General features: G+C 74.3%; 13 protein-coding genes. 7 read left to right on the forward strand and 6 right to left on the reverse strand.

The window, feature by feature from the left end; genetic code table 11:
- Nucleotides 1-7: 7 nt before the first annotated feature.
- Both LQK89_RS00935 and LQK89_RS00940 read right to left on the reverse strand, forming a co-directional pair.
- Complete coding sequence (locus tag LQK89_RS00935) at nt 8-760, reverse strand: copper homeostasis protein CutC (RefSeq protein WP_231049869.1); 753 nt, start codon at nt 758-760, stop codon at nt 8-10.
- The gene (locus LQK89_RS00940) at nt 757-2307 is read right to left on the reverse strand and encodes a M81 family metallopeptidase (RefSeq protein WP_231049870.1); all 1551 of its coding nucleotides are present in this window, start codon (nt 2305-2307) and stop codon (nt 757-759) included. The genes LQK89_RS00935 and LQK89_RS00940 overlap by 4 nt, the downstream gene beginning before the upstream one ends.
- 135 nt (nt 2308-2442) lie before the next feature.
- On the opposite strand from LQK89_RS00940, the gene LQK89_RS00945 reads away from it, so the two are divergent.
- Complete coding sequence (locus tag LQK89_RS00945) at nt 2443-3174, forward strand: S1 family peptidase (RefSeq protein ID WP_231049871.1); 732 nt, start codon at nt 2443-2445, stop codon at nt 3172-3174.
- A gap of 134 nt (nt 3175-3308) precedes the next feature.
- Here the strand turns inward: LQK89_RS00945 and LQK89_RS00950 are convergent, their stop codons facing one another.
- On the reverse strand, nt 3309-4127 hold the full coding sequence (locus tag LQK89_RS00950) for an SDR family oxidoreductase (RefSeq protein WP_114850676.1): 819 nt from the start codon (nt 4125-4127) through the stop codon (nt 3309-3311).
- A 127-nt stretch (nt 4128-4254) separates the two neighbouring features.
- On the opposite strand from LQK89_RS00950, the gene LQK89_RS00955 reads away from it, so the two are divergent.
- Both LQK89_RS00955 and LQK89_RS00960 read left to right on the forward strand, forming a co-directional pair.
- A complete protein-coding gene (locus LQK89_RS00955; RefSeq protein WP_058742871.1) occupies nt 4255-5142 on the forward strand; it encodes an SDR family oxidoreductase in 888 nt (295 codons plus the stop codon).
- A 236-nt stretch (nt 5143-5378) separates the two neighbouring features.
- Nucleotides 5379-5675 carry a Dabb family protein gene (locus tag LQK89_RS00960; protein ID WP_231049872.1) on the forward strand — a complete coding sequence of 99 codons (297 nt, stop codon included), beginning with the start codon at nt 5379-5381 and terminating at the stop codon, nt 5673-5675.
- A 57-nt stretch (nt 5676-5732) separates the two neighbouring features.
- Here the strand turns inward: LQK89_RS00960 and LQK89_RS00965 are convergent, their stop codons facing one another.
- Nucleotides 5733-6230, reverse strand: coding sequence for a MarR family winged helix-turn-helix transcriptional regulator (locus LQK89_RS00965; protein ID WP_231049873.1), 498 nt, complete (start codon nt 6228-6230; stop codon nt 5733-5735).
- A gap of 106 nt (nt 6231-6336) precedes the next feature.
- Between LQK89_RS00965 and LQK89_RS00970 the strand changes: the two genes are divergently transcribed.
- A complete protein-coding gene (locus LQK89_RS00970; RefSeq protein ID WP_231049874.1) occupies nt 6337-7065 on the forward strand; it encodes a phosphatase PAP2 family protein in 729 nt (242 codons plus the stop codon).
- Between the two features lie 76 nt (nt 7066-7141).
- Here the strand turns inward: LQK89_RS00970 and LQK89_RS00975 are convergent, their stop codons facing one another.
- Entirely contained in the window at nt 7142-8392 is a 1251-nt protein-coding gene (locus tag LQK89_RS00975; RefSeq protein WP_231049875.1) for a multidrug effflux MFS transporter, read from the reverse strand.
- Nucleotides 8393-8438: 46 nt separating this feature from the next.
- On the opposite strand from LQK89_RS00975, the gene LQK89_RS00980 reads away from it, so the two are divergent.
- Entirely contained in the window at nt 8439-8882 is a 444-nt protein-coding gene (locus LQK89_RS00980) for a MarR family winged helix-turn-helix transcriptional regulator (protein ID WP_114850680.1), read from the forward strand.
- An 80-nt stretch (nt 8883-8962) separates the two neighbouring features.
- Here the strand turns inward: LQK89_RS00980 and soxR are convergent, their stop codons facing one another.
- The gene (gene soxR, locus LQK89_RS00985) at nt 8963-9451 is read right to left on the reverse strand and encodes a redox-sensitive transcriptional activator SoxR (protein ID WP_231049876.1); all 489 of its coding nucleotides are present in this window, start codon (nt 9449-9451) and stop codon (nt 8963-8965) included.
- Between the two features lie 156 nt (nt 9452-9607).
- Between soxR and LQK89_RS00990 the strand changes: the two genes are divergently transcribed.
- Complete coding sequence (locus LQK89_RS00990; protein ID WP_231049877.1) at nt 9608-10825, forward strand: MFS transporter; 1218 nt, start codon at nt 9608-9610, stop codon at nt 10823-10825.
- Between the two features lie 44 nt (nt 10826-10869).
- On the forward strand, nt 10870-11844 hold the full coding sequence (locus LQK89_RS00995) for an NAD-dependent epimerase/dehydratase family protein (RefSeq protein ID WP_231049878.1): 975 nt from the start codon (nt 10870-10872) through the stop codon (nt 11842-11844).
- Nucleotides 11845-11900 lie beyond the last annotated feature (56 nt).

Raw genomic sequence — 11900 nt, forward strand, 5'->3', positions numbered from 1 at the left:
GCCCGGCTCAGCCGCCGAGCGTCGCCCGCACCGCCGCCACCACCGCACCGTCGGTCACGAAGTGCCCGTCGCCCCGGTCGCCGGCGCCCATCGGGACCCCGGCGTGCCCGACACCAGCGGACCGCTTCGCCGACAGGTGCACGGCCGCGGCCCCGGTGGCGACGAGCGCCGGGACGTCCGCGGGCGTCACCCCCGCTCCGGCCATCACCTGCACCGGCCCCGCCGCCGCCACCATGCGGGCGATCGTCCCCGCACCCGCCGCGGCGCTCGCCGCCCCGCCGGAGGTGAGCACCCGTGTGAACCCGAGGTCGGCCAGGCGGGCGGCGGCCGCGACGGGGTCCGCCGCGTGGTCGACCGCACGGTGCAGCGTGACCTCGGCGGTGGCGCTGACCGTGCGGGCCGCGTCCACGAAGCGGCGGAGGGCGTCCTCGTCGAGGGTCCGGTCCGGGCGCAGGGCACCGACGACGACGCCCGCCGCTCCGGAGCGCAGTACCGTGCGGACCTCGCGCTCGGTGAGCTCGACCTCGGTGGCGTCGAGCACGAACCCGCCGGGACGGCACCGGACCAGGGCGTGCGCGGGGATGCCGGTCTCGTGGGTCATCTCGACCAGGGCCTGCGACGGCGTGAGCCCACCGAGCTCGAGCCCGGAGCAGAGCTCGACCCGGTCGGCACCGGCGTCCCGCGCGACGACCGCCCCGGCGGGCGACGTGACCGCCACCTCGAGCGCGACCCCGGCTGTCCCGGCGCCTCCGGCACTCATGCCAGGGTCCCGAGCGGCTCGTCGGACGGCGGCACGATCCGGGCGCGCAGGTCCGGTGGGGACGGGAAGTCTCGGTCGAAGGGGAACAGCGGCCGCTCGACGCGGTGGTGGCCCAGTCGGACGAGGTCCTGGTCGACCCCACCAGGGGTCAGTGCGAGCATCCACCCGGCGGCCATGTCGAACAGCTCGGGCTCGAGGTAGCCGATCTTCACGACGACGACGTCCGCATCACGGGGCGACAGGTCGAGGTCCGTGAAGTCGTGCTCGTGGTGGTACGGCTTCCGCAGTCGGGTCAGGATCGCGTACACGCTGCCGACCTGCAGCACGACCTCGGTGTCCGCGTCCCGGTCGCCGTGCCGGATCGCGTGCACCCGTCCGGTCATCGTCACCGGGCCGGCGTGCTCGTCGTCCACCGCGGCCCCGGCCGTCACCGTGACGGTCGCACCGACGCCGGCGGCCACCGCGGTGTCGACGGCGGCCGGTCCCGGGACGCTCGCGTAGACGAGCACGGGACCGTCCGGGTCCCGGAACGCGGGGTGCGCGAGGACCTCGGTCAGCCCCCAGGTCATGTCGCCCGAGCCGCCGGCGGTCGGGTTGTCGCCCGAGTCCGAGACGAAGTACGGCCGCGGCGCTCCCGGGGCGAGTGCCGCGTCGAGGCAGGCCGCGAAGGTGCCCGTCGGCGCGACGAACCCGAAGTCCTCGCGCGCGTCCCAGAACGCCCGCGCCAGCCGCTCGGCCCCGGCGACGACCGCGTCCCGGTCCCACCCCGTCACGACCGTCACCGCGCGGTCCCGCGGCTGGTCGGCCCACGCGTACCCGACCCACACCGCGGCGTCGAGGACCCCCTCGCACGCCTCGACCTCGGGGACCCGCGCGTACAGCGCGGCGGCCGGGTCGACCCGGGTCGAGGTCTGCTCGCCGGCGAGGAGCACGGGGATCGGCACCCACGCCTTCACCGGCCGGCGCCGCCCGGGCGCGCGGGTCGTGAGCACGTCGACCAGGTTGCGGACGGCCCGCTCCTGCGTCTCGAGGACGTCCTCGTGCGGGGCGGTCCGGTAGCAGGTGACGAGGTCGAGCTGGTGCGCGAGCTCCGCGGTGACGTTGCCGTGCAGGTCCATCGACGCCGAGACGATCGTGTCCGGCCCGACGACCGCGCGGATGCGCCCGAGCAGGTCCGTCTCGGCGTCGTCCAGACCCTCGACCACCATCGCGCCGTGGACGTCGAACCAGAGTCCGTCGACCGGGCCGCCCGCGACCACCGACGTCAGCCGCTCGACGATCTCGCCCGCGAGCGCCTCGTACGCCGAGCGCAGGACCACCCCGCCGGGCAGCGCGTGCCCGGTCAGGGTCCCGCGCAGGTCGACCACGTCCGCGTACACCGCGAGGAACGGGGACCGGGCGACGACGTCCTGCCCGCGGACCGGGTGGAAGGCCGCGGCGTCCGTCCGGGTCGGCGTGAAGGTCGAGGTCTCGATCGCGAGTCCGGCGATCGCGACCACCGGACGGCGTGGCGCGGCGACGGCGGCGGGGACGGCGGAGTCGGACACGGTCACAGCATAGGCAGCGCCGTCGGTCGGCACGTGTCGGTCGAAGTGCGGACTACCGCACCCCCTGGACGGGGGTCAGGATGGGCCTCCTAGTTGCACCCTGCAACGCAGCAGGGTCCTGACCGAGGAGTCCACATGAAGCACACCCTCGCAGCGGCGCTCGCCGCCGTGGCCGTCGTCGCCGGCGGCGTGTTCGCCGCCACCCCCGCCACGGCGCTGCCCGCCGGGACCGAGGTCGTCGGCGGCGAGAAGGCGCCCACCACGACCTGGGCCGTCCAGCTCGAGGCCTCCGGCGGGACCATCCCGTCCGGCTACGTCAGCAACTGCACCGGCGAGCAGATCAACGCCTCGTGGATCCTCACCGCGCGGCACTGCATCGACGGCATCGGGGCGATGAACGTCTACCACTCGAACTCCACGACGAACCGCGGCTCCGCCGTCGCCGTCGACCGGGTCACCGCGGCCCCGGCCGGGGACATCGCCCTCGTGCACCTGCGCAGCACCTACTCCCTGTCGACCTACGCGCCCCTCGACCTGACGGCCGCCGCCAAGTCGAGCGGCACCGGCGTCATCGAGGGCTACGGCCTGCGGGCGAACGCGCAGCAGTCCGACGGGCTCTACCAGGCGACGGTCTCGCTGACCGGCGCCTCGCGTGACGCCTACAGCGGCAAGGCGCAGCACGTCACGGGTGTGACCGGCGCCTCGAACCACGGCGACTCCGGCGGCCCGCTCCTGGTGAACGGCAAGGTGGTCGCCGTCTGCTCGACCGGTGACAGCGCCGACCCCGGCGCGGACACGACGGCCGGCTCGAACTACGCGCTCCTGTCGCAGTCGTCCTCGTGGATCCGTTCCACGGCCGGCGTCTGACCAGCGTCACCACCTGACGGACGGGAGGCGCGGTGCCGGCCCGCACCGCGCCTCCCGTCCGTCGACCGCCCGCGTCCACGACGCGAGCGGAGAGCACCCACCCGCGTCCGTGACGCGAGCGGTCTGCACCCGTGTCAGGCGCCGTGCGCCTCCTCGGCGACCGGCTGCCACTCGCGCCACGTCGCGAGGCGCGACTCGTAGTCCTGCTCGGCGATGCCGAGCGGCGCCTTGCCGAAGAAGACCCGCAGCGGCGGCTGGTCCGCGTCGACGACCTTGAGGATCGCGGAGCGCGTGGCCTCGGGCTTGCCCGGGTCGGAGGCGGACGGGCGCTTCGACGCGGCCTCGCGGACGTCGGCGTAGGCGTCGAGCTCCTCGCTGTGCTTCGAGGACGGGCCCGACCAGTCGGTCGAGAAGCCGCCCGGCTCGACGAGCGTGACGTGGATGCCGAAGCCCGCGACCTCCTGCGAGAGCGACTGCGACAGGCCCTCGAGTGCCCACTTCGACGCGTGGTAGGCGCCGACGGTCGGGAACGCGCTGATGCCGCCGATGCTCGACACCTGCACGATGTGCCCAGAGCCCTGCTCGCGCATGATCGGGAGCGCCGCCTGCGTGACCCAGAGCGCGCCGAAGAAGTTCGTCTCGAGCTGCGCGCGGACCTCGTCCTCGGTGAGTTCCTCGACCATGCCGAAGTGTCCGAAGCCCGCGTTGTTCACGACGACGTCGAGCCGGCCGAAGTGGTCGGCGGCCTGCCGGACGGCGGCGACGTCCGCGTCCTTGTCCGTCACGTCGAGGCGGATCGCCAGGAACGTGTCGGGGTACTGCTCGACGAGCGCCTGCACGTCGTCGGTGTCCCGGGCGGTGCCCGCGACGGAGTCGCCGCGCTCCAGGGCGGCCTCCGCCCACTCGCGGCCGAAGCCCTTCGATGCGCCGGTGATGAACCAGGTCTTGGCCATGTGGTGCCTCCTGTTGCTGTTCGGGTGACCGCGAGCAGGCAACGCCCGTCGCCCGGGCGTGGCCTGGGTGCGCGGGTGACAGCACCCGCTGGACCGGCGCGGAGCAGCCGCCGAGCACCATGGCCCCATGAGCCAGTACGAGAAGCGCGACCCGATCTCCCTCTACCCGAAGCCGCCGTTCCCCGAGCAGGAGCAGTCCCTGCCGGGAGCCGCCTGGAAGATGGACCCGGAGCCCGACCACGGCGAGCAGAGCTACGTCGGCAAGGGGCGGCTCACCGGCTTCCGCGGCATCGTCACCGGCGCCGACTCCGGCATCGGACGCGCGGCGGCGATCGCGCTCTCCCGCGAGGGCGCCGACCTCGTCCTCTCCTACCTGCCCGACGAGCAGGAGGACGCCGAGCAGGTCCGCGACCTCCTGGAGTCCGAGGGGCGCCGTGCCGTGCTCGTCCCGGGCGACATCTCCGACGAGCAGTACTGCAAGGACCTCGTCCAGCAGGCCGTCGACGAGCTCGGTGGCCTCGACACCCTGGTCATGGTCGCCGGCCGGATGGACAGCAACGACGACATCCTGACGCTGTCGACCGAGCACTTCGACTCGACGTTCAAGACGAACATCTACTCCCTGTTCTGGCTGACCCAGGCGGCGGTGCCGCACCTCGAGCCCGGGTCGACGATCGTCACGACCGGGTCGATCCAGGCGTCGACCCCGTCGCCCGACAAGGTCGACTACGCGATCTCGAAGAGCGCCGTGAAGACCTTCACCGAGGCCGTCGCCCAGCAGCTCGCACCGAAGGGCATCCGTGTGAACTCGGTCGCACCCGGGCCCGTGTGGACCCCGCTGCAGCCCGGCTCCGACGACGCGCAGACGGTGGCGCACTTCGGCGAGCAGGCCCCGTACGGTCGCCCGGGCCAGCCCGCCGAGCTCGGCGCCGCCTACGTGCACCTGGTCAGCCCCGAGTCGAGCTACCAGTCGGGCTCGACGGTGACGATCGCCGGCGGCACCCCCGCGTTCTGACCCGCGCGCAGGAAGCCGTTCCGCGCGTCCCAGGCCGTTCCGCGCGAGGGAAGCTGTTCCGCGCGTAGCGGGTCGTCCGTTCCGACCCGGTACGCGCGGATCGGCATCCCACGTCGGGTGCGATGGGACGGAACGCGCGTGACACCGGACGGGAGGCACGTGGCGACACCGCCCTGAGCCTCCCGTCCGTCCCAGGGGCACGCTGGCAGCATCGGTCACGACGACGGGAGCAACCGATGGCCGGGGTGACGCACGTGGTGCTGGTGACGTGGGCAGGCGACGACGAGGCCGGGAGCCGCGCGGACGCGCTCTGCCGCGAGCACCTCGTCCGCATCGACGGGGTCGAGTCGGTGCACTCGGGGCCGAGCATCAGCACGGAGGGCCTGGAGGACGGCTTCGACTGGATGCTCGCGGTGCGCTTCCGGGACGCCGAGGCGCTCGCCGCCTACCTGCCGCACCCGGAGCACCGACCGGTCGCCGACCACATCGGGGCGTCGAGCGAGCGCGTCGTGGTGTTCGACGTCGCCGACTGACGGCACCGGGCCAGCTCGCCGCACGGGCCGAGCGGCCCCGCTGCGCCGACCGACCGCTCAGGCCTGCTTGCGCCGCGGCCGGGCCGACCGTGGCGGGACCGTCCGCATGTGCGCCTTCACCCGGCCCAGGACGTCGTCGAGCGCCTGTACGTCCTCGCGCGACAGGGGATCGAGGAACAACTGTCGGAGCACCTCGACGTGCCCGGGGAAGACCCGACCGAGCAGCGCGCGGCCGGCGTCGGTGAGCGAGACGGTGACGCTCCGTTCGTCCTCGGCCGAGGGGGCCCGCACGACCAGGCCGTCCCGTTCGAGCAGCCCCACCTGGTAGGTCAGACCGCTCCGGCTGTAGACGACCCCGTCCGCCAGGTCGGTCATCCGCAGGCTGCCGTCCGCGGCGTCGCCGAGCGTGGCGAGCAGCTGGAACTGCACGTAGCTCAGGCCCCCGGCGTCCTTGAGCTGCTGCTCGACCGTGTGCCGGAGCAGGCTGCTCACCTCGATGAGCGAGAAGTAGGCACCGAGTTCGGCGGGGTCGAGCGGCGGCACGGGTTCGGTCACACCGGCAGTCTAGTGCTGCGAGTTCGAAGCACCTCCTGAGTGCTCTCGGAGGCTCGCGCCGCCGGCTCGGCGCTCCGGGAGCCGTCGCCCCTGCCACCATGGACGGATGACCGACCCTGAGTTCCGCCGCCGTCGGCGCACGGCCGACGTGGTCGGCATCCTCGAACCGAACCCGCGCCCGCTCACCACGGTCCTCGTCGCGGTCGTCGCCGTGCTGGTGCTGACCGTCGTCGGGTTCTTCCTCGGCACGGTCGACCTCGGGCTCGCGAAGGCGTTCAACACGGTGCACGTCGGTGCCCTCGGGGCCTTCACGACCGCGGTCTACCACGTGATCAGCCCGGTGCCGGCGATCGCGCTGACCTTCGTCGTCGCGGGGATCATCTGGTGGCGGGCCCGCGACCTGCGACCGGCGCTCGGCTTCGGGATGACGATCGCGATCACGTGGCTGCCCTCGGCGGTCGTGAAGGAGATCGTGCACCGGGCCCGGCCGGACGTGGCGCTCCTGCCGCACCCGTTCCCCGTGCAGCCCGACCCGAGCTACCCGAGCGGCCACACCGTCTACATCACAGCGTTCGTCATCGCCCTCGTCTGGGTCGTCCGCGAGACCCGGTGGCACCGGCTCGCGCAGGCCCTCGGCGTCGTGGCGATCGTCGTCGTGTTCCTGTCGGTGTCGATCGACGCCGTGCACTTCCCGACGGATGCGGCCGCCTCGATCCTCTGGGCGCTCGCGGTGGCCCCGGCGGCGCGGGTCGTCTGGGTCGACTGGATCACCCCGCGGATCCGGTTCCTCCGCCCGCGCGAGGGCGCCGCCGTCCCGGTCAGCCCCGGCCGCTGACACCCTCCGCCGGCCGCCGGCCCCGAGTCTCGCCACCGGCGACACGACTCGGGACCGCGGCCCCGAGTCGTGTCGCTCAGCCCGAGACTCGGCTTGCGCCCGCGCGCCGCGCCACCACGAGCGCCCCGACGGCGACGACGGCCGACGCGAGCATCACCACCGCGAGCGGCGCCGCCGTGCCCTCCCCGCCCAGGCTGACGAGCGGCGACACCAGCGCCGCGAGGCCGAACTGCAGCGCCCCGAGCACCGCCGACGCGCTGCCGGCCACCCCGGGCACCGCCCCGAGCGCGAGCGCCGTCGCGTTGCCGAGCACCAGGCCGAGCGACCCCACCGCGGTGAACAGCGGCACGGCGAGCCAGAAGACCGGCGCCCGGGTGGCGACGAGCAGCGCGAACGCCACCGTCGACGCCACGACCAGGACGATCCCGAGCGTCAGGACGCCCTCGACCGAGCGGGTCGCGGTGAGCCTGGCCGACAGGACGCTCACACCCATCAGCGCGAGCGCGTTCAGGCCGAACGCCATCCCGTAGCCGACCGTGTCGAGCCCGAGCATCCCCTGGTACAGGAACGGCGACGCCGAGATGTAGGCCATCATCACCGCGAACGCGAAGCCGAACACCGCGGTGTACTTGACGAACGTCCGCGAACGCAGCGCCCGCAGCGGCGACCCGGCCGACACCCGCTCGGCGCGCAGCGCGTCCCGCCGGGAGCGCAGGTGCGTCTCCCGCACGACCGCGAGCACGGCGACGAGCATCACGACCGACAGCCCGAGCACGATCGTCAGCAGCCCGCGCCAGCCGATCGGCCCGGTGAGCAGCCCGCCGAGCAGCGGCGCGACCACGGGGGCGACCCCGCCGACGATCATCATGAGCGAGAACGCGCGCGCCGCGGGCTTGCCGGTCGCGAGGTCGGAGATCACCGCCCGCCCGATCACCATCCCGGCCGCGCCGCCCAGGCCCTGCAGCAGCCGGGCGACGACGAGCACGGCGACGTTCGGCGCGAGCACCGCGGCGGCGCTCGCGAGCACGCAGAGCGCGGCCCCCGCCAGCAGCGGGGGCACGCGGCCGAACCGGTCGGACAGCGGGCCGAACACGAGCTGCCCGGCGGTCACCCCGACCAGGAAGGCGGTCAGGGTCAGCTGCACGGTCGTCGCGGACGCCGCCAGCTCGGTGGTCATCTGCGGGAACGCCGGCAGGTACAGGTCGGTCGCGAACGGGGCGACCGCGCTGAGCAGGCCGAGCACGAGCAGGAGCGGTGTCGTGATGCCCGTCGGCCGGGAGGAGGGCTTCGCCGTCGTGGCGCGGATGGATCCGGTGTCGGTCGTCATGGTTATGAAAGCATAACTGATGCGGTCGGGACGGTACAGTGACCGCATGGCACCAGCGGTCTCCGACGACGCCCTCGCCGAGTTCGCCGACGTCGTCCTGCGCATCGGTCGCGAGGTCGACCCGCACGGCCAGCACGCCCTCGACATCGTCCCGCTCACCGGGACCGAGGCGCTCGTCATGCGCTGGGTGCACCGCAACCCGGGGGCCTCTCCGAGTGCGGTCGCCGAGGCCACGGCCCTCCAGCGCAGCAACTGCAGCGCCGCGCTCCGCTCCCTCGTCGCGAAGGGCATGGTCGAGCGCCGCACCGCCCCGGAGGACGCCCGCACCGTCCAGCTGCACCCGACGCCGCTCGCCGACGAGAGCATCGCCCGACTGCACGCGTCCTGGGCGGGGCGGCTGCGCGCCGCCCTCGGCGGCGACGAGCGCGGCCTCGAGGCCGCAGCGGCCCTGCTGGCACGACTCGACGACGGCCTGCGACGACGGGACTGACGTCGGACGGGAGGATCGTGGCGGGCCCGCCACGATCCTCCCGTCCGGTGTGGGGCCGGTCCGCGCGATCGGGTGAGCGGTCAGACGCGCTGTCGCGACGCCTCGTCGTCGATCGGGAGCAGCCGGCGGGCGCCGTGACCCTCCGCGCCGAGCGCGTCCCCCGGGTTGACGACCAGGCAGGCGTTCAGCGACACGCAGCCGCAGCCGATGCACTGCGTCATCTCCTGCTGCAGCCGCTCGAGCTCGAGCTGACGCGCCCGCAGCCGTGCCCGCCACCGCTCGTTCAGTCGTGCCCAGTCGCGGAGCGACGGCATCCGGTCGGTCGGCAGCGCGGCGAACTGCTCGGCGACCTCGGCGAGCGGGATGCCGAGCCGCTTGGCGACCTGGATGATCGCGATCCGCCGCTCGACGTGCCGTGGGTACAGCCGCGTGCCGCCGGTCGTGCGCTCGGGGTGGATCAGGCCCTTGCGCTCGTAGAAGTGCAGGGCCGAGGCGGCCACCCCGGTGCGCTGGACGACCTCGCCGATGGAGAGCAGGTCGGTCGGCTTCGGCTCCGGGATCTCCACCATGGTCGAGATCCTACGACCGCGCGCAGCGGCCCCTGGTACCCTCGACGGCGAACAAGACACGCAGTGTGTATCTACCGGCCGTCGGCACCCCGACGGACAACGGCGGCACCCGATGGGCCCGCTCGATCCAGGCCGGCCCCAGAAGGCACACCCCTGATGCTCCAACCCCGACGCACCGATGCGTCCCTCGTCTCCCTCGCCGGTCGCTGGTACTTCCCGATCGCGTTCGTCGCCCGGCTCCCGTTCGCCATGATGGTCGTGGGGGTCCTGACGCTCGTCGTCGCCTCCCGTGACTCGGTCGCCCTCGGCGGCGTCAACTCCGCCTTCGTCGGCATCGGCTCGGCCGTCTTCGGCCCGCTGGTCGGTGCCGCCGCCGACCGGTTCGGCCAGCGCGCCGTGCTGGTGCCCGTCGGCCTGGCGAACGCGGTGCTCCTCGGCGCGCTCCCGTTCGTCGTCGCGGGCACCGCGCCGGACCTCGCCGTCCTCGCGATGTCGTTCTGCATCGGCGCGAGCGCGCCGCAGGTCGCCCCGATGTCCCGCACCCGGCTCGTCGCGATCATCCGGCAGCGGATGGCACCGCAGCGGCACGAGCGCGTCCTCAGCGGCACCATGGCCTACGAGTCCGCGGCCGACGAGACGGTGTTCATCGTCGGACCGTTCCTGGTCGGGCTCCTGGCGAGCGCGATCGCCCCGTGGGTCGCGGTCGCCGGTGCCGCCGCCCTGACCCTGGTGTTCGTGACGGCCTTCGCACTGCATCCGACCGGACGGCTCGTCGTCGGCGGCGCCGAGCGCGAGACCCCGGCGCCCGCGACGCAGCTCCTCCGCCCGCGGCTCGTCGTCGTGGTGCTCGGGATCCTCGGCGTCGGGCTGTTCTTCGGCTCGACGCTGACCTCGCTGACCGCGTTCATGGAGCAGCACGGGGAGTCGTCCCAGGCGGGGCTGCTCTACGGGATCATGGGCATCGGCTCCGCGGCTCTGGCGCTCGGCTCGGCGGCCTTCCCGCGGGCGTTCGGCGTCGGGTGGCGCTGGCTCGCCTTCGGCGTCGTGCTGCTCGCCGGCGCGGTGGCGTTCGCGGCGGCGGACTCGGTCGGCGCCGTGGCCCTCGTGCTCGGCCTGATGGGCATCGGCATCGGGCCGACCCTGGTGGCGCAGTACAGCCTCGGGTCCGAGCGCTCCCCGGTCGGTCGCTCGGCGACCACGATGACGATCCTCGGCTCGGCGGTCATCGTCGGGCAGTCCGTGGCGTCCGCGATCGTCGGCGAGGTCGCCGAACGTGCCGGGACCGGCGCGGCGATGGCGTTCCCGGCGTACGCGGCGGCGCTCGTCGTGCTCGCGGCGGTGCTCAACCTGGTGTTGGCCCGCCGCGCGGCCTGACGGGCCGGAGACCGCAGGCCCGCTCACCGGGGCAGGATGGCGGCATGCGCTTCCTGGTCCTCGGCGGCACCGCCTGGCTCGGCGCCGCGGTCGTCGACGACGCCCTCCGCGCCGGTCACGACGTCACGTGCCTCGCCCGCGGCTCGGCCGTCCCCGCGGGTGCCCGGTCGGTGGTCGCCGACCGGGATCACCCGGACGCCCTCGAGGCGGTCGTCGAGGACGGTCGGTGGGACGCGGTCGTCGACGTGTCCCGCACGCCCGCGCACGTGCGCCGCGCGGTCCGGGCCCTCGAGCCGGTCGCGGACCGGTACGTGTTCGTCTCGACCGTCAGCGTGTACGCCTCGCACGCCGAGCGCGGTGCCGACGAGACCGCGGCCCTGCTGCCGCCGAGCGACGACCCCGCCGAGTACGGCGCCGCGAAGGTCGCGTGCGAGCGCGCGGTCACCGACGGCTTCGGCCCGGAGCGCGCGTCGATCGCCCGGGCGGGACTCGTCGGCGGACCGGGCGACCACTCCGGCAGGTCGGGGTACTGGCCCTGGCGGTTCGCCCACGCCGCCGCGACCGGCCGCCCGGTGGTCGTGCCGGCCGACGGCGACCGTCCCACCGCGGTCGTCGACGTCCGCGACCTCGCCGCCTGGCTCGTCGGTGCCGCAGAGGGCGGTCGGCCGGGCGTCTCGAACGTCAGCGGCGACCCCGTCACCCTGCGCCAGCACCTCGGTGCCGCCCGGAGCGTCGCGGGGGCGTCGGTCCCGGTCGTGGCCCTCGACGACGACACCCTGCTCGGGCACGGTGTCGCGCCGTGGGCCGGCGCGCATTCCCTGCCGCTGTGGATCCCCGACGCGGACCACCAGGGGATGAACGACCGGTCGAACGCCCGGGCGGTCCGTGCGGGACTGACGCTGCGTCCGCTCGCCGAGACCCTGTGCGACGCCCTGGCGTGGGAGGTGCGGCAGCCGCGTCACCCGCACGGCGCGGGGCTGTCCGACGACGACGAGGACGCACTGCTCACCGGGCGCTGACGACAGCGACGCCCCGGCCGCACGGTCGCACGGCCTGAGCCAGCGCGCCGGAGCGC

The organism is Curtobacterium sp. C1, from assembly GCF_021049325.1.
Taxonomy (GTDB): domain Bacteria; phylum Actinomycetota; class Actinomycetes; order Actinomycetales; family Microbacteriaceae; genus Curtobacterium; species Curtobacterium citreum.